Source organism: Lutimaribacter marinistellae (assembly GCF_042648365.1).
Lineage (GTDB): Bacteria > Pseudomonadota > Alphaproteobacteria > Rhodobacterales > Rhodobacteraceae > Lutimaribacter_A > Lutimaribacter_A marinistellae.
Genome location: NZ_JBHRXI010000008.1, coordinates 1 through 18,473, shown reverse-complemented (window position 1 = coordinate 18,473; position 18,473 = coordinate 1). Strand labels below are relative to the sequence as shown.

At 58.9% G+C, this 18,473-nt stretch carries 13 protein-coding genes; 11 read left to right on the top strand and 2 right to left on the bottom strand.

Features of this window, described 5'->3' with window-relative positions; genetic code table 11:
* Positions 1-141 precede the first annotated feature (141 nt).
* The 5 genes from ACFORG_RS08420 (at position 142) to ACFORG_RS08400 (ending at position 10,502) form a co-directional block, all read left to right on the top strand.
* On the top strand, positions 142-1,938 hold the full coding sequence (locus ACFORG_RS08420; protein ID WP_386734973.1) for an adenylate/guanylate cyclase domain-containing protein: 1,797 nt from the start codon (positions 142-144) through the stop codon (positions 1,936-1,938).
* 38 nt (positions 1,939-1,976) lie between these two features.
* Positions 1,977-3,170 (top strand): phosphatase PAP2 family protein, encoded by a 1,194-nt coding sequence (locus ACFORG_RS08415; protein WP_386734972.1) that lies wholly within the window; start codon positions 1,977-1,979, stop codon positions 3,168-3,170.
* A 36-nt stretch (positions 3,171-3,206) separates the two neighbouring features.
* Positions 3,207-5,363 carry a S8 family serine peptidase gene (locus ACFORG_RS08410; protein WP_386734971.1) on the top strand — a complete coding sequence of 719 codons (2,157 nt, stop codon included), beginning with the start codon at positions 3,207-3,209 and terminating at the stop codon, positions 5,361-5,363.
* A gap of 191 nt (positions 5,364-5,554) precedes the next feature.
* Positions 5,555-8,437 carry a beta strand repeat-containing protein gene (locus ACFORG_RS08405; RefSeq protein ID WP_386734970.1) on the top strand — a complete coding sequence of 961 codons (2,883 nt, stop codon included), beginning with the start codon at positions 5,555-5,557 and terminating at the stop codon, positions 8,435-8,437.
* A 151-nt stretch (positions 8,438-8,588) separates the two neighbouring features.
* The gene (locus tag ACFORG_RS08400; protein ID WP_386734969.1) at positions 8,589-10,502 is read left to right on the top strand and encodes an HWE histidine kinase domain-containing protein; all 1,914 of its coding nucleotides are present in this window, start codon (positions 8,589-8,591) and stop codon (positions 10,500-10,502) included.
* 12 nt (positions 10,503-10,514) lie between these two features.
* Here the strand turns inward: ACFORG_RS08400 and ACFORG_RS08395 are convergent, their stop codons facing one another.
* The gene (locus ACFORG_RS08395) at positions 10,515-10,913 is read right to left on the bottom strand and encodes a RidA family protein (protein ID WP_386734968.1); all 399 of its coding nucleotides are present in this window, start codon (positions 10,911-10,913) and stop codon (positions 10,515-10,517) included.
* Between the two features lie 215 nt (positions 10,914-11,128).
* On the opposite strand from ACFORG_RS08395, the gene ACFORG_RS08390 reads away from it, so the two are divergent.
* The 5 genes from ACFORG_RS08390 to ACFORG_RS08370 are packed head-to-tail and all read left to right on the top strand — an operon-like array spanning position 11,129 to position 15,978.
* The gene (locus tag ACFORG_RS08390) at positions 11,129-11,923 is read left to right on the top strand and encodes a creatininase family protein (protein WP_386734967.1); all 795 of its coding nucleotides are present in this window, start codon (positions 11,129-11,131) and stop codon (positions 11,921-11,923) included.
* Complete coding sequence (locus ACFORG_RS08385; protein ID WP_386734966.1) at positions 11,920-13,152, top strand: amidohydrolase family protein; 1,233 nt, start codon at positions 11,920-11,922, stop codon at positions 13,150-13,152. Before ACFORG_RS08390 ends, ACFORG_RS08385 begins: the two co-directional genes overlap by 4 nt.
* Positions 13,149-14,576 (top strand): FAD-binding oxidoreductase, encoded by a 1,428-nt coding sequence (locus tag ACFORG_RS08380; RefSeq protein WP_386734965.1) that lies wholly within the window; start codon positions 13,149-13,151, stop codon positions 14,574-14,576. The genes ACFORG_RS08385 and ACFORG_RS08380 overlap by 4 nt, the downstream gene beginning before the upstream one ends.
* A 15-nt stretch (positions 14,577-14,591) precedes the next feature.
* Positions 14,592-15,485, top strand: a complete 894-nt coding sequence (locus ACFORG_RS08375; protein WP_386734964.1) for a TauD/TfdA dioxygenase family protein — start codon at positions 14,592-14,594, stop codon at positions 15,483-15,485.
* Positions 15,486-15,492: 7 nt separating this feature from the next.
* Positions 15,493-15,978, top strand: coding sequence for a DUF2165 family protein (locus ACFORG_RS08370; RefSeq protein WP_386734962.1), 486 nt, complete (start codon positions 15,493-15,495; stop codon positions 15,976-15,978).
* 49 nt (positions 15,979-16,027) lie between these two features.
* Here the strand turns inward: ACFORG_RS08370 and ACFORG_RS08365 are convergent, their stop codons facing one another.
* The gene (locus ACFORG_RS08365; RefSeq protein ID WP_386734961.1) at positions 16,028-17,698 is read right to left on the bottom strand and encodes an ABC transporter substrate-binding protein; all 1,671 of its coding nucleotides are present in this window, start codon (positions 17,696-17,698) and stop codon (positions 16,028-16,030) included.
* A gap of 207 nt (positions 17,699-17,905) precedes the next feature.
* Between ACFORG_RS08365 and ACFORG_RS08360 the strand changes: the two genes are divergently transcribed.
* The gene (locus ACFORG_RS08360; protein ID WP_386734960.1) at positions 17,906-18,379 is read left to right on the top strand and encodes a cupin domain-containing protein; all 474 of its coding nucleotides are present in this window, start codon (positions 17,906-17,908) and stop codon (positions 18,377-18,379) included.
* Positions 18,380-18,473: the final 94 nt, after the last annotated feature.

Here is an 18,473-nt window from a genome sequence, read left to right as displayed (position 1 = left end):
ATGTCTACCCTGCATCGCACGCGATGAAACAGCTACCCTGTGACCACGACACCTGACGTCGGCTGTCATGCCAAAAGGATGCAAAATATCTGGTTTTCGCTATACTAGAGCTAACGGCTCCGGCTTTCCGGGGTGCTTTGCATGGCAGAAAAAAGAAAGAGTTCTCCTGACGACATGCTTGGGATGCAGGCGCTGCTGCGCTCTCCCGAGACGATCGTGTTTGTCGATGTCGTGGACTCGGTCCGCCTGATTGACAATGACGAAGAGGGCACGGTCCGTCGTTGGCTTGGGTTCGTTGCTGCGGTCGAACAACGGATTTCAGGCAACCGCGCCGGCCGCATTGTGAAGACACTCGGCGACGGGCTGATGCTCGAGTTCGACGACCCGCTTCAGGCCGTACGCGAGGCGCTGAACATGCGCGAAGAACTCGCGGCGATCAACCAGCGCGACGCTGACCGGCAGAACATGGAAATCCGCATCGGCATGCATTCAGGTGATGTCTTGCGTGGACCGGATGCCGACCTCTACGGCCGTGACGTAAACATAGCTGCCCGGCTTGCAAGCACGGCATATCCCGGGGCGATCGTCGCCTCTGCCAGTGTCCGGGATACCCTGGCCAACTGTCACGATGCAGAGTTCGAGGATATCGGCCCTGTATACCTCAAGAACGTTGTCGATCCGGTTCATGCCTTCCGCGTGGTGACACAAGACGAGGTTTCGCGAGTGGCACCCCTGATGTCGCCTGAAGACCTGCTGCCTACGATTGCCGTTCTGCCCTTTTCGACACGTGGTTCTGACGGCAATCAACTGTGGGGCGACATGCTTGCCGATGACCTGATCGCCGCCCTGTCACGATCCCACAGAATGAACGTCATATCGCGGCTGTCCACAATGGCCATTCGGGTCGAAACCTTCTCGCTGCCGGAATTGTCCAAAGCGTTGAACGCGGATTTCCTGCTTTCAGGTTCTTGCGCAGCCGGAGATACCCGGCACGTGCTCGATATTGCTGTCTCTTCGGCACAAAGCGGACGGATCATCTGGTCGGATCGGATCGAACTGGATGCAGCCCATGTCATGGAAAAGAACGAGATCTTCGCCCAGGTCGCCAACGACATCCACCTCGCGATCCTCGATTTGGAAATGAAGCGCGCGATGAGCCAACCGGTCCCGTCACTCGACAGCTTCGAGATCCTCATGGCCTCGGTGGCGCTAATGCACCGCTTGTCGCGCGCGGATTTCATACGGGCCGGAGAGTTGCTGGATGCCCTGATAGACCGCATTCCAAACAACCCCGTTCCCCTTGCATGGAAGTCGCGCTGGCATGTTCTGAAAGTGGTTCAGGGCTGGTCGACCGACCTGCAGCAAGAAGCGCGATCAGCGCTCAATCACACTCACCGCGCATTGGATCTCGATCCGACCAACAGCGGCGCGCTCATCGCCGAAGGCTTCGTGCAGACAAACCTATTGCACGATCTTGACGAGGCTGAAGAGCTTTACGACAGCGCGCTCGAATACACGCCGAATGAGGCGACCGGACGCGCCCTGCGCGGGACGCTCTACGCGTTTCGCGGCGACGGGCAGCGTGCGGTGCGGGATGCCGAACGCTCTTTGCACCTTGCGCCACGCGATCCCCATCGCTTCTTTTTCCAGTGTCTTGCCGGAAGCGCCAGCCTCGCCGCCGAGGATTATCCGCGCGCATTGGAACTGATCAAAAGCTCGTTGCGGCTTAACCGCCTGCACATGTCCTCACTTCGGATGTTAGCCGTGACAGAATGGCGCCTTGGGAACCATACCGCAGCGCGCAGCGCGGCGGACAAGATCATACGGCTGGATCCTGATTTCTCGATCAGCCGTTGGAAACGTTCCACGCCCAGCGCCGATTTTTCGGTGGGGCAGGCCTTTGCCAAGACACTCAAAGAGATTGGAATACCGGACTGAAGACGATTGACAACATCTTATAGATCGGAGGGACTGACATGGCCAATGCATCTAACGTGGCGCCCGAGGGCGCATTCGGTGCTTTTGGAGCTTTCGGCGCATTCACCGGTAGCGGGGCATTTGGCGCCTTTGGGGCGTTCGGGGCGTTTGGCGCTTTCGGTGGCCCCGGCCCCGCCAACCCGCCGTTGATCTCTCAAGCCCTGATTACCAACTACGACGGCATTGCGGGCACTTGGAACCCGATAACGAACGCCAATGCAGTCAACCCCAACAAGGAAGAGCAAACCGCTTATCTTGCGCGTTTGGCGCCCGCGGTTCGGGCCAGCATCTATGCCCTGGAACTTGGCAGCCGCATCGGGTTTGCGTTCGAACCTGCCGCAACATCAAGCGATCCCGGTTGGGCGCGGGTTTTCCATTTGTCCCTAACAGCAGGTTCTTCCGTTCCCGATACGGAGTACGAGCATCTGATCTCGATGCGGCGACCGACACAGGACGTGTTCATCGACCAACTGACATTGGTCGCCAATTACGCGGATCTGCGGCAAGATCGGATGGCCGAGATTTTGGCACAGTTGGGGACGCCGACCGAGTTTCTGCGCGCGATATCCTTCATCGAACCGGCGCGCACACCTTACACGATCGAATTGCTGGCAACCGCGCATTGGTTGGCAAACTTCGTCGAAATGCGTCTCAAATATGCTTTGGCATGCAAACGCCCGATCGAATACTCCCCGCAGATCCAGCCGATGATCTGGACACCGTCACACGGCAGTCTGCCAAGCGGTCATTCGACCGAGGCGTTCACCATGGCGCGGGTCCTCTGGGCTCTCCTCAGGGCTGCAGGGGTGAAACCGTACTCCGAAGCAGTATGGGGAACCATGCTGATGCGGCAGGCGGCACGCATCGCGATAAACCGGACGGTGGCCGGTGTACACTTTCCAGTCGACAGTGCCGCGGGTGCGACTCTCGGTCTGGCTTTGGGCGAGTACTTCACCCGCCGATGCACGAAAAAAGAGCCATCAGAAAGTTGGGCATTTGACGGCACGGCCTATCCCAGCACCATGGATTTCGAATGGCGAGATTACTTCGACACGGACGCAACAAACCCAAAGCAAACCGAAACAGGCTGGGTTGATAGCAAGCCGATTCCGAACCCGAGCGGAACCCCCATAACGTCAGAACCTTTGGACTGGCTTTGGAAGAAAGCCAAAGCGGAGTGGAAGGACATCTAGTCAGGTCACGACAATTGACAGCAAGGGGAAGAACTCATGGCTTTCGAATGGGAAGACCTCGACCCAAGGGACATTCCGCGCAACCCGCTGACGGATTTCGCCTTGAACACGATGGAGAGGTTCGTCGCCGAAGATATAGGTATCGGGCAAACTGATGATCCGGAAAAGCGCAGCGCTGCATTCGAGGAACAGTGGTTTCTCGCGCTAGCAAGCGTTGCGCGCGACAAGGAAGGAAAGAGCCTTACGATAGAGCAACTGGTCAGCAAGGCACTCGATTATCCCGGCGATCCGCCGATTTCGAATTCATTGGTGATCCCCGGAGAGTACGATAAGGACGCGTGGAAACGCACCGACCTTGACGTGATAACGATCTATGCCCGGCGGAACTACCTGAATGCCGTCAATGCTCCGGACGGAGAAGAGCGACTTGGGATCCGATCCGTAACCGTCAGCACTCCACTGCGGGAAGGAACCGTTGTCCCTCCCGGCGAACCCTTCCTCCCACCGACCATCGAGGTGCCGGCAACGTCAACGACGGTTGTGACTGCCGTGATCGATCACGGCATCGCAGTTGCGCATGACCTCTTTCGTGCGGATGACGGCAGCGGGAACCTTTTGCGAAGCCGTGTCGATTTCTTTCTGGACATGGACGCGTTTCCCGATGCGAGTGCAAAGATCCCCAGCACCCTTGGCCGCGTATGGACGCGGTGCGAAATCGAGACGATCCTAAAAGCAAATTTCCATGACGGTTTGTTGGACGAGGCTGCAGTGTATCGCGACCTCGGTCTGATCGATTACAAAACCCGCCCGTTCAATGCTTGCGCGCATCGCGTGTCGCACGGAACACATGTCGCAGGCCTTGCCGCCGGCTACAAACCCCAAGACGATCCCGGACTCGATCGACCGATTATTGCCGTGCAATTGCCGACAAGGCTGGTGTCAAACACCCTTGGATACGGGTTGGAAGACGCGTTGGAACAGGCATTGGATTTCATTTCCAAACGCCTGGATCACTACGTTATCGGAAGATCAGTCGCCGATGTCCCGCTCGTGATCAATTTCAGCTTTGGTAATTTCATGGGGCCGCATGATGGCACCAGCGAGATCGCGCGCGCCATCGACGCCAAATTGACGGATATGGCCTCGGCCTCCAAACGGCCTCGACTTCTGGTGCTGCCTTCTGGGAACGGGAACCTTTCAAGGTGTCATGGGCTTGTCCGGCTGACCGAGCAAGAACCGTCGCAGGACCTGAACTGGCGGATACAACCTGGTGATCGCAGCGCCTCGATCCTCAGCATATGGCTGCCGGCGCTGACGCCTGTAGACGACGCGGTCAAGGTCGAGGTCAGCATTCCGGGCTTCGGAACGCCCAAGTCGCTTGTCGCGGGGATGACGCCTCAACACAGTTTCCTGAAAAGAACCACGCCATCGGGCGTTAAGGAAATCGTCGGTGTCATAGCCTACCGGCCTCCAGCGCCGCCAACACAGCGTGGTCAATTTACCGTATTGGCCGTACCGACGGAACACTTGGAGAGTTCTGGTCCCGTTGCGCCGTTTGGTGATTGGCAGCTGCGGTTGGTCAAAGGCAATGATCTGGATGACTTGGTTCTGCACATCTGGGTTCAGCGAGATGAAACCCTGCCTGGCTTCCCGGAGTTCGGACGGCAATCCTACCTGTCGGATCCAACTTATCGTCGGTTCGACAAACCGGGGGGAGCGCCACTCTTGGACGACCCGATTGCCCCTGACAGTGCCGTTTCGCGGGCGGGCATGATCAACGGCATCGCTTGCGGCAACCTGCCAGCGGTGATTGCCGGGTATGTGCGTTCCAATTCGACAATGGCCTCCTACTCTGCCGGCGGACCCACACTGAACGGTTTTCGCCTGGCCGGGCCTGACGCCTCTGCCGTCAGCGACGACAGTCTCGTTCTTCACGGGGTGTTGAGCGCAGGATCCAGTAGCGGGTCGCGTGTGAGCATGAACGGGACCAGCGTAGCGACTCCTCAAGTCGCGCGGTGGGCGGCCGATCGTATCGCCCTATCTCCGACCAGCCCCTTCCAACGCGCAACTGTCGCCGCCAAAGCCGAAACCGATGACCCACCGGCGCCCGGCAAACCATCCCCCCTCCGAACCGGCGGAGGTCGTTTGAGATTGCCCACGGTGTTCGGAGCATTGCGCTGGCCGGGCCAATAGGCTTTGGCGGTCGTACTCCGTCGGCGTTAGGCCGTGGCGGCTCCGACCTCAAGACCGTTGGCGATGAGGACGGAATCGCGTAACCTCCACGACATTTCCGGGGCGCGGCATTTGGCCGTGAAAGGCCGGGCAGCCTTTCATCTCCAACATTGCGGCGCCCCATTCGAGTATTGCGACATTGAGGTATTGAGATGACTTGGACTGGAACAATCCTGACCGACGCCGAACACATTTTCATGGGCGTTGACGGTTACTTCGCCGATGGTGTGATCTTTGGTTCATCGCCTCCGCTTCTGGTATCGGCGACGTCCACGCAGGTGGTTCTACGCGACCCCAACTGGCAGGGACGGATCACGTTCAACGGTACCGGACTGACAATGGGAACCGCTGCGGTTCAAGGTGGCGGTACGGTACCCGTGTTCACGGGCGGCACGATCACATCCTTCACGGTTGAGTTCAACGATGCCCGCCGGGCCATCTGGGCATTGGGAACACCTGATTACATCAATAACATCGGTGGCATTGCGGTCTACCAGGCCCAGGTTGCGGCAACCGAACTTGCCTCGAACCTCGAAACGGTCGGAACCATCGCGACAGGCGGCATCTCGGCAGCAGCGTTGGGTACAGCCGTCGCACAAAGCTTTGGCACTGGCGATTTCAGCGCACTCAATACATATCTCGACCAGTTTGACCGCAATTTGACCGGAACGAATGGTGACAACGGCCTTGTCGGCGCGGCGCAGAATGACGTTCTGAACGGGCTGGGGGGTGTGGACCGCATCGATGGCAAAGACGGCAACGACCTGATCAACGCGGGCGGCGGAGATGACGGTTTCGTCACCGGCGGGGCTGGCAATGACACGATTTTCGGCGGTAACGGCAATGACACCGGGCTTTATGGCGACAACGTCGACGGGAGCGGCAATGGAAACGATCTGATCGATGGCGGGACCGGCAACGATCAACTCTTCGGAGGCACCGGCAATGACAGCCTGATCGGCGGTATCGGGGATGACGGCCTGGATGGTGGCGCGGGAAGCGATACCATGGACGGCGGTGCCGGTGCCGATACCTTCAACGGCGGACTCATATCGAATCCCGGCGACATTGACACTGCCAGTTACGAATCCTCTCCAACCGGCCTTGTAATCGACCTCTTCAATGCGCCGGGCAACCCGGGATATGCCTCGACGGGGCATGCCGTGGGCGACATATACCTCAACGTGGAAAGGCTTTTGGGGTCGCTTTTTGACGATGTGATCCATGGACAGAATTTCAACGGTGACTTCACGACCCTCGACGGGAATGACGGTGACGACACGATCTTCGGTTATGCGGGAACGGACACCCTCGTTGGCGGAAGGGGAAATGATTACCTTGACGGTGGAACGGGTGCGGCTCCGGAAACCGATGTCGCGGTTTACGCCGCCGCCCAAGCCGACATCGTGTTTGTCGCGGGAACAGGCGGTTTCTATGCCATCACACCCAATGAGGGGATCGATTTTCTAACGAATATCGAAGCTTTGATCATGAATGGTGTGCAGGTTGGTGTGGGAGGTCTGACAGCTGACCCGCGCACCGTCGTTGTTTCGCCCGGCGGACCGAACACACAAACCCTGACCAACGCTGGCGAGATCTATTTCGGAAGCGATGCCGTTGATGACATCCAGGCATTGGGCGGTCCGGACATCCTGCTGGGCTTCGGCGGTAACGACACGTTGAATGGTGGCGCAGGCGAAGACAGCATCGAAGGCGGCAATGGCAACGATCTGCTGCGCGGCGGAAGCTTTGGTGACACGATCCGCGGGAATGCCGGAAATGATACCGTTTTTGGAGATGACGGACCAGACCGCGTTTTTCTTGGCGCGGGCAACGACGTTTTCAACGACAACAACCAAACCGGCGCCAACGGGGCCGACAGTGTCGAGGGTGGCTCGGGTCTAGACACCATTAATGGGGGTGGCGGCAACGACACGATCGACGGTGGCTCCGGTGAAGACAGTCTTTCTGGCGGCGAAGGAGACGATTCCATCCGCGGCGGGACCTTCTCCGACAACATCGCGGCAGGGAACGGAAACGATACCGTCGAGGGAGGCGACGGCCGCGACGTGGTTGACCTTGGGGACGGCAACGACCTTTTCAACGACAATGCGCAAACCGGATTTTTCGGCGCCGACAGCATATCTGCAGGCACCGGCCTCGACACCGTGAACGGGGGTGGAGGGAATGACACCATCCGAGGTGGCTCGGGGGAAGACGATCTGCGCGGCGGAGACGGGGACGACCTCATCGACGGCGGCTCGTTCGCCGATATCATTCGAGGGGGCAACGGCAACGACACGGTGACGGGTGGTGACGGTCGCGACGTCGTTTACCTTCAGGCTGGCGACGATGAATTCATCGACAACGCCCAGAACAACCAGTTCGGACATGATCTGATTTACGGATGGACCGGCCAGGACACGATACGGGCCAATGGCGGGAACGACACCGTCTGGGCTGGCCAGCATGCAGACAGCGTCGAAGGCGGATTGGGCAATGACCAGATCCACGGCGGCAGTTTCGGTGACACGATACGCGCCGGGGATGGCAACGATACCGTTTGGGGTGATGACGGGCCCGATCTTGTCTATCTCAACGGGGGTGACGATGTCTTCAACGATAACGGACAGGGGAACGCCTTCGGTCGCGATACCGTCTACGGTGGATACGGAAACGACACAATGAACGGCGGTGGCGGCGATGACGTGCTGTTTGGCCAGTGGGGCAATGACCGCCTATTCGGCGGCAACAATGCCGACAGAATGGATGGCGGCATCGGCAACGACACGATGACGGGCGGGCTGGGCGCTGATGTGTTTGTGTTCAACACTGCCTTCAGCACGGGCAACGATCTGATCACCGGATGGGGAGACGGCTTTGACCGGATCGCCATTTCCGGACCGGTGACACAGGCAGGAACAACGATCACGCCAAACGTCAACGGCACGCTTGTCAGCTGGGCGGGCGGATCGGTTCAGGTCGATCATGCAACTCCGGGTCTGGTGACTTTCGCGGATATCGATTTCATCTGAGCCCAAGCCGCCTCTGAACCAAAACATGCGACGACCGACAAAGCGCGGCCGCCTTCGTGCGTGCCAATGCTATTCCAAAGTTGGTTGATACCTGCTTGCCTTTGTCTTCTTGCTGCTGTGAAGCTGGCACAGGCAACAGGAACTCTTCCACATGAGCACGCCACCCTTTCAATCGGATCTCGCGCGCCTCGCGGAGTTGCGTATCGAATTGGCCAATCGCATGCGGTTCCTCAACGATCCGACGGAGCTGATCAACGAGGCCGCCGCGGTGATCGGTCCGGGACTGGGCGTCAATCGCGCGTCCTTTGCCAACATCGATGGCGACACGTTCGATGCGATGCCGGGATACACGGATGGCGTACCACAGTTCGAAGGGTCGGGTTCTGTCTCGGCCTTTGGCGCCGCCTTTTTACTTGACTACCGCCAGGGCGAAGCAATCCGGGTCGCGGATGTCTCGTCGGACCCACGCATTTCACCCGAAGAGCGCCAATTCCTCGCCGCTGCGCAGATCCGTGCGTTTCTGGCGGTCGCGCTGAACCGCGAGGGCGCCTGGCGGGGCGTCTTCTATGTTCATTGCCGTGAACCACGTGATTGGAAGGCGGAGGAAGAAGATCTTCTTCGCGAGGCCGCTGAACGCATATGGCTGGGCATTGACCGCGATCGCGCGATGCGGCGCCTCGACCTGAGTGAAACGCAACTGCGCCTCGCGCAAGAGGTCGCAGGCGTCGGTACCTTCGATTGGGACATCACGCGAGACGTGAACCATTGGAGTCCCGAGATCGAGCGACTCTACAACATCCCTGTCGGAAGCTTCGGCGGCACATACTCGGATTGGGCACGTCTGGTCCATCCTGATGATATCGCTCACGCCGAGGACGTCGTCCGTACGGCACTGGAAGGATCAGAAGATACTTTCGAGGCCGAATGGCGCGCACGCAAAGGGGATGGACAAGACTTCTGGATCCTTGCGCGTGCTCGGATCGAACGGGACGAGGCGGGGCGTCCCATCCGGATGATCGGTGCAAACTTCGACATTTCGGCGCAGAAGGAAGCCGAAGAAAGGCTGAAAACGCTTACCGCCGAGTTGGATCATCGCGTCAAGAACGTGCTGGCCGTGGTGCAGTCGATAGTCAACCAGTCACTGTCGAAGGCACCATCGCCCTTTCGCGACGCGGTAAAGGCGCGCTTACAGGCTTTGGGAACTTCGCACGGGCTCCTGTCCGAGGAACGGTGGCGCGGTGCCTCGCTACGCCTTCTGATCGCCGAGACGTTAAGACCCTTCGATCAAGGTGGAAACGTCGTACTGGAAGGCCCCGATCTGCTAGTCGCACCAAAGGCTGCTCAGGGCATGGCCCTCGTTTTCGGCGAGCTTGCCACCAATGCGGCGAAGTACGGTGCGCTCACGCTACCTGGTGGGTCGGTGCGGTGCGAATGGGCCTTTGAGCAGGTCGATGGTGAAACCCGGCTTGACATCCAGTGGACCGAACAGGGGGGCCCCGAAATCGAAACCGCCGAGGTAGGAAAGGGTTTCGGGACCCGGCTCATCACCTTGATCGTCGAAGGCGATTTGAAAGGGGCAGTACACTTCGATGCCGAAAAAGAAGGCATGAGGGTTCACTTTTCCATACCCTCCCCGTCCACAGCCAGTGGTATCGCGGAGGCAAGGAAGAGTTCATTGGCTCCCGGGCGGCGCAGCAAAAATCTTGCGCTGGCCGGAAAGCGTATCCTGTTGGTGGAAGATGAGGCTATCGTTGGTCAGGATCTAGCCGAGGAATTGAGGTCGCAAGGAGCCGAAGTGGTCGGCCCCCTCGCCTCCTGCGCTCAAGCCATTCCTATCGCCGCGCGGGGCGGTTTCGACTGCGCAATACTCGATGTCTCGGTCGACGACGGCGATACCTGGCCCATCGCTCATCGCCTGCTCGACAGCGGGACGCCTTTCCTCTTCCTCACCGGTTACTCGTCGGCCAAGAGCTTCCCAATGGAATTCGGGAACTGCGCAAGACTGGAAAAACCGGTAAATCTGCGCGACCTCATAGCGGCAGCCACCGAGTTGTTGCGCCAGTAAACTGCCGGCGGGCTATTCAGCGACAGCTTGAGCAGCCCATACCTCTACCTCGACCTTGAACTCCGGCTTGGTGAACCCCGAGACGATCAGCAGGGTTGAGCTGGGCAAGCGAGATGCATCGCCAATAAAGGCATCTCGGGCACGCATGTACCCTGCCATGTGCTCGCGTGCGGTGACATAGCCGGTGACATGCACCACATCTTCGGGTGTCATCCCCCCCTCTGCTAGGATTGCGCGAATGTTCCCGAAACAGATCACGGCCTGATCAAACGGACTGTCCGGGATCGAATCATCGGCTTCGATACCAAGCTGCCCGGACGTTCGGATCAGTCGCATTCCACACGGTATCTCGGTTCCATGTGAGTAAGCAGCAAAGGGCGCGCGCAGTGTTTCGGGGTTCAAGGCTTTCATATCTTTGACAGCTTTCCTGTTGTGTCAGAAAAACCTTGCCAGATCCGATCAGTTCTGAAAACTTTAGGCTGCATCTCAGGCACAGATGAGTTTCAGGGCCACCCAATTCACCTCCCGGTTCGGGAGAAAGTCAGGGGTGATCCAATGCGCGATCCCAAAACATCGTGTGATGAAGTAAATCAGTTGTATCCTGTCCTGCCCGCAGGGGTGGTGACATGAGCGTACAGGGATTCTGGGCAGATCTGCCCTCGTCCAGCTTTTCGACCCTCGCAGAGGACACTGTGGCGGTCTTGCCACTTGGGGCGACCGAGCAGCACGGCCCGCACCTTCCACTGTCGGTAGACAGTGACCTTATCGATGCCGTAGCAGAGCGAGCCCTTGGCGACTTGGCTGATGACCAATCGGTTCTGATCTTGCCTACGCTGAAAATCACCAAAAGCGATGAACACATCGAGTTTCCCGGAACGCTGATCTTGTCCGGTGAAACCCTCATTGCGGTGCTTCGTGACATTGGCGCCTCTGTCGCGCGGGCGGGCGTCAAGCGTCTGGTCCTGTTCAACGGCCATGGCGGCAACAGCGCCCTGTTGCAGATCGTGGCGCGGGACTTGCGCATCATGCATGAGATGATCGTCGTGACCTGTTCCTGGAGCAGTTTTGCCGAGTGGCAATCCCATTTCGAACCACATGAGTATGCACACGACATCCATGCCGGTGACAGCGAGACATCGGCAATGCTTGCCCTTCGTCCCGACCGCGTCGACATGGCGCTGGCACAGAATTTTCGTCCGGCCATGTCGGACTGGGAGAGCCGGTTTCCGAATGTCGGTCTGTCGGGCAAACCTGCCAATCCCGGCTGGATGGCCCAAGACATGCACCCCTTGGGCGCGTGCGGAAATGCTGCTGCTGCAACGAAAGAAAAGGGTGAGGCCCTGATATCAAGCGCTGCAAGGAATTTTGCCGCTTTCCTCGCCGAATTCGCCCGCTTCGACCACCGGAGGCCGTCTTCATGAACCGTGTCGGTGGAGGGTCTTTTTCCGTACCCGGCGTATTGGTGCCGCGATCGCTTGTTTCTGATCCGGCGCGTTTCGGTGGCATACCAGTCGCCGATTGCTTGGCTGGCGACTTGCTGATCGTGGAGGGGCGGGCCGTGGCACTCCACCCTTCCCAGACGAAGCCCGCGCATCTTGTCCTGCCGCGATTGACCGAAGCGCATGTACACCTCGACAAATGCCACAGCATTGACCGGATGCACGACGTCGGCGGAGACCTGCACGAGGCGATAGAGGCACAACGAGCAGACAAGGCGACCTGGACCGCCGAGAACATCCGCATCCGCGCAGCACGCGGGTTGCGCGAACTGAAAAAGGCGGGGTGCAGCGCAGTACGCACCCATGTCGATTGGGGCGACGATGCCGATGGGGACCGTCCTCCACTCGCCTGGCACGTATTGGCAGAGCTGGCAAAGGATGCCGGGTTGTGCCTGCAACGCGCCGCGCTGACCGGTATCGACCAACTCTCTGATGATGGCTACGCGCGACGCTGTGCCAGCCGGGTAGCGGCGGATGGTGGCGTTCTTGGCGCTTTCCTGTTTGACCAGCCCGAACGCGACAAGGGGCTGGAAAACACGTTTCGCGAGGCTGACCGCCTTGGACTTGCGCTGGATTTTCACGTCGATGAAGGGCTCGAACCCGGCCTCGACGGCTTGGAACGGATCGCAGACGCTGCGCTGGCAGCGCGTTTCCAAGGCCCGGTCTTGTGCGGTCATGCCTGCAGCCTTGCCAACCAGCGGCCCGAATCTGTGAAACGGATCGCAGACAAACTTGCGCGCGCCGGCATTTCTGTCGCCGTCCTGCCGCAGACCAACCTCTACCTGCAGGGCCGAAACGCGGGCACACCGGACAGGCGCGGAATCACCCGTGTGCACGAACTGCGCGCAGCAGGCGTGAATGTCGTGGTCGGGACGGACAATGTGCGCGATGCCTTCTGTCCGATTGGACGACATGATCCGGTTTCTGTCTTGTCGCTGACGGTCCTGGCGGCACACCTCGACCCGCCCTTTGACGAAATACTTCCCATGATCACCACCGGGGCGCAAATCGCCCTGGGACTGGCACCTCAAACCGTCGACGGGGCTGCCTTGGGGGATCTTCTTTCGTTCGACGCTCTTTCGACCTCGGAATTGCTCAGCGCCCTGCCGCGACCGGTTCCCTTGGTCGACCTGCATGGAGTTCCGACATGAATGATGTTCCGGAAAAACAACACGACACCGAACGGGATTGGGCCGCGATCGCACAAAGCCTTGCGCCGGTCGAGGTGATTGATGAGCCGGTTCTGGTCAAGAAGCGTTCGCGCGACTTTTTCTGGTATTCGCCGATCCTCAATCAGGAATTGCGCAAGTGCTTTGGCGATCTCGTGGCACTTCCCAAAACGCGGCAAGAATTGGCGCAGTGTCTGGCCGTTGCCTATTCTGAAGAGATTCCCGTGGTTCTGCGTGGTGGCGGCACTGGGAACTATGGGCAGGCCGTACCGCTGGAGGGGGGCCTGATCATCGAAACCACTGCAATGAACCGTATCCTTGAAATCGGTGACGGGTTCGTCCGGGCCGAGGCAGGAGCGCTGATGGCTGACATCAACGCCGCCCTGCAACCGGAAGGTTGGGAGATGGCGATGTTTCCGTCCACGCAGGACATCGCCACTGTCGGAGGTTTTGTTGCCGGTGGATCGGCCGGGATCGGCTCGGTTGCCAACGGGCCGCTTCGCGAGAACGGCAACATCATCAGTATCAAGGCCCTGTCGATGGAGGCGGAACCGGTCGAACACAGTTTCGACGGCGATGACGTTCTTCAAATACACCATGCTTGGGGTCTCAATGGCGCGATCACCGAGGTCACCTTGCGAACCGTGCCTACGCAGGACTGGATCGGTTGCATGGCGGGCTTCGACGACTATGCCGATTGCTACCGCGCGGGCTATGCACTCGCCTCGGCGCCGGATGAAGACATCGCTCGCAAGCTTTGTTCGACGGTGGACTCGCGAATCTGCGATTACTTTCCTCGCCTGGAAAACCACGTTCCCAAGGGAAAGCATCTGCTTGTTTCTCTGGTTCCTCGCGACCAACTGCCGGCATTCCGTAACCTCATCGAGGCACATGGCGGTACCGTTCACCTTGCCATGGACGAAGAGGAGCGCACGCGGCTGAGACTGCCCCACGTGTTCGAGTTCGCCTATAATCACACCACGCTTCAGGTTCTCAAATCGGACCGAAGCGCGACCTATCAACAGATCGGCGTGCCTGATCCCTCTGATAGCGACCGCGTGGCCGCGATGCGCAATAAACTCGGCGACGATGTCTGGTCGCATCACGAGTTCACACGGGCGGGCGGCAAGGTTCTCACCGCTGACCTTCCTATCATCTGGTTCAAGAACCCCGAACGGCTTGCCGAGATAAATGCGACTTACGAGTCCGACGGCTTCACCGTTTATGACGCGCATCTCAACGCGATCGAGGGCAATCACATGCAGCCCGATTACCGACATTTGGCGTGGAAGAAACGGCTGGACCCGAAGGGGCTATTGAATCCTGGCAAATCCCGCGTTTGGGAAAAGCTGCGGCACCTTTCCCCCGAAGAAATCGAGGCCATGGGCCACAAGAACGAGACTTAGGAAGAGAGAAGTAGGATGACACAGTTTGACCTGACCCCGCTCAATCCGACTTTTGGCGTCGAGGTACATGGCCTTGATTTGATGGTTGTGACGGCGGAGAACCTGTTTCCAGAGATCCGCGCACTTTTCGAAGAGCACTCCGCCCTGCTTTTTCGCGGGCAGGATCTGGCGCCGGAAAAGCACCTGGAACTCGCCGGTTTGTTCGGTCCCATAGAGGACCGCGAAGCCGACACGCGCAAACCGGGTGAAGCATTCAAGATCCCCGAAGTGTCGAACGTTCTCGATGACGGCACCACAAGCGGTGAGATGGACCTCAAAACACTGAATCTGAAGTCGAACTTTCTGTGGCATTCAGACAGTACGTTCTTGCCGGTGCCCTCCTTGGTGAACATTCTCGTCGGGCGCGTTGTAACCACCGAGGGCGGCGCAACCGAGCTTGCGTCCACGCGCGCAGCCTGGGCCGAGATGCCCGCCGATCTCAGGACGCGAGTCGAGGGGCGCGGGATCTGGCACCGTTACAGCCATTCCCGCAAGAAGATCTCGGAGGAATTGTCGAAACTGCCGATGTTCAACAAATGGCCCGACCAGCATTGGAAATCGGTCTGGCCCAACCCGGTGAACGGGCGTGAGGCGCTTTACCTCGCCAGCCATGCTTTTGCCGTAGATGGTTATGACGCCGAAGAGAGCGAGGCATTGCTTGCCGAACTCACCGAGTTCTGTACACAGCCGCGTTTCGTTTATTCGCATCAATGGTCGGTGGGCGATGTCCTGCTGTGGGACCAGCGGGCGGTGATGCACAGGGGTACACCCTGGCCTTATGAACAGCCGCGCAAGCTGTCGAGCATTTGCTCTTCGGTTCGCGAAAGCGACGGTCTCGACGCGATCCGTATCGAGCCGGAAATGGCTTGAGGCAGCGATGGTAGCGATCCTATTTCTTGTGGATGCTGCCCTGGTCGCAGGCCTGGGCGTCTGGATGACGGTCGCCGTTGCCGACAACTGGATACATCCGCGGCTAAACGAAGAGGCTGTCGCGCTGGTGGTTCGTATGGAACTGATGGAGCAGATGTACCCTGACGATTTCGCGATAATTGCACATCGCCGCATCGACTCGCCCGAACTAATCGGACGTATGTTCCGGACGGTTCGTCTGTTCGAAACGCTGGCTGCGGTTCTGCTGTTGCTTTCGGCACTGCTGCTGGCTCTGGCAGCAGCCGGGGTTGTCGCCGGAACTCTTGCAACAGGTGCCGCAATTCTGAGTTCGACCCTGTTCGTTTCGATCTGGGCAGGGTTCGTGATCGGAGGGAACTACTTCGCGTATTGGTATTGTCATCAATGGGCCCAGTCGAACCACTTCATGCTGATGTATTGGGGGTTTTTCGTTCTTCTGGTGCTGATGCTCTGACGAAAAAGGCCGCCCCTCGGGGCGGCCTTTCAGTTAGGTGCGGCGAAGTCTACGCCGACCAGAACATGTATTGCGGCTTCATTTCTTGGCTGACATGGATGCCTGCACCATTCAGGTTCGACTTTGCGTGGTTTGCCAACCCCCTGAAATAGGGTTGGATTATCACACCTTCGTCGACCATGATCTGTTCAAGCTGCTCCATTATCGCTCGGCGCGCTTCGACATCCGGGGTCGCCAACGCTTTTTCAACCAAGGCATCGAACTCGGCATTTGCAAAACCCGACTCGTTCCAGCTTTTCCCGGAAACATATGCAAGCGCATATGTCTGAATGCCCAAGGGACGATGGTTCCAGTTGGTGACCGAGAAAGGATACTTCGCCCAGTCATTCCAGAACGAGGACGACGGGATCACCGTACGCTTGATCGGAATGCCCGCATCACGCAATTGCGCCGCAATGGCATCCGCAGTTGCTTTCCAGAAAGCGGCGTCGAGCGAAATCAGTTCGTGCTCGAAATCGGCCATTCCAGCCTCTTCCAACAAGGCCAGAGCCTTTTCCGGATCGTACTCGGCGGGCCCGATGTCGGCATAGTCAGGATGCACGGGCGATACATGGTGGTTCTCACCCACCGCGCCGAGATCGTTGTAGGCCAGTTCCAGGACGGCCGCATTGTCTACCGCCAAAGCCAGAGCGCGACGCACGCGTGCATCACCATAGGGGGTTACTCCGTTCACCTCGGCCTGCTGGTTCGGCCGAGCCAGAACCACGGCACCGGTCGTCACCGTGTGCTTGGTCCATCCGTCGAGTTGGTCGAAGGCGGGAATGAAGTCACCCTCGGTGTCATATGTAACGTCGAACTCGTCGGATTCGGCCCCCGCGAAATGTGCCGAAGGATCAGAGCCGAAATCGATGCCCTCGATTCGATCCATCCAGGCGCCGTTACCCTCATTCCACCAAGTGTGATCGGTGTTCCGGTTCAAGGCCCAAGCCTCACCGACCGAGTAGAACTCGGGCAAGTAAGGGCCAGTCCCGATCGGGTTCTCCAGCATGTCGTTTTCCTTGAAACTCTCATGCACGATCGCAGCCGGGTAGTCCGCCATGCTTGCAATCAGCGAGATATCGGGCCGGGGCAACACGATACGAACCGTCAATTCATCCGGTGTCGTCACCGCACCATCCAGCATCTTACCGGTATCCTCGTCGACGATGGTGCCGAAGCGGATAGCCATGGAATTCGCTTCAACCGTGCTGTCACACCATCCTTCGATGTTGCGAGCGACATCTGCAGAGGTGAAGGGATCACCGTTGTTCCACGTCACGCCAGGACGTACTTTCAAAGTGTATTCGGTGGCATCGTCGTTGATTTCCCAGCTTTCCAGCAGCGACGGGGTAAAGGTGCCGTCAGAATTGTACTCGACGAGATATTCCAGCCAGCCGCGGGTGAAGTTGGCGAGGCTGTTGAAATCGAACTTCCGCGGATCGCGAAGCGTCACGATCTCCTGCTGGATCCGAACAGTGCCGCCCATTTCGGGCGTGCCCTGTGCGGCGGCCGGACGCGCCACTCCAAGCATGCCGTAAGCGGCGGCAGCCCCGACGCCAAAGCTGGTGGCAGTCGCAAGGAACTCGCGCCGCGAAACCTCGCAACCCGCCGAGCGCGCTGTTTTGGCCGAAGAATGAATATGATCCGGAATCCGCATAGGCCGATCAGGTGACATGGGCATGAGAAACTCTCCCTGGCAGTTGCGCAACCAAAGGCGCGCAGAGTGACGAAAGGCGCGTCCCGATCGCCGAAACGGCTTGGGGTACACGCGGCCCTTTCAACTGTGCCAGAGTTCCAACAGGCTACCGGTTCAACCGCCCCATGCCAAGGTTTCCCAGTATCTTCGGATCGCCAAAGACGAAGGTTGCCCAGAAATTGATCGTCTGGCGTGATTTCGTTGACGTATGATCGTTTATCGCAGCTTTCGGTTGGTTTGGGCGTTGATCTGGCGGTTTTTTTCACCGCTGAGGGTCAGCGTTTCGAGGCTGGGAGTTTTGCGGTAGCGCGGGGAGGGGATTTCGAGCGGCAGGAGACGCAGAACTACGTCTACGAGATGCTTTTTCCGGACCTTTGGAACAAGGCGATGACGCCGATGATGGGGTCGCTCAAGGCGCGGGAACTTGTCGATTTCGAAGACTTCGTGCGTCACCCCGGGCAGGAGTTCCTGATCGTGATGGAGGGCGAAGTGACGGTCTTCGTCGAGGGGCGCGATCCCGTTCACCTTGCGGCCGGTGACAGCATCTATTTCGACAGTTCCGTTGGTCACCTCTATGCATCCGGCGGAGATCGCGACGCCCGTATCCTTGTCGTGTGCGTGCCTGGGCCTGAGGGTGGATTTGTTTCTTCTGGGGGTCGGGTTTGAGGGTGCGTTGATCTTGATGCTTTTGTTTTTACCGCGAACGCAGGGAGCCGCCGTTGGGCGGCTTGCGCGATGAAAGTGGTTTCGGGAGGGCGCT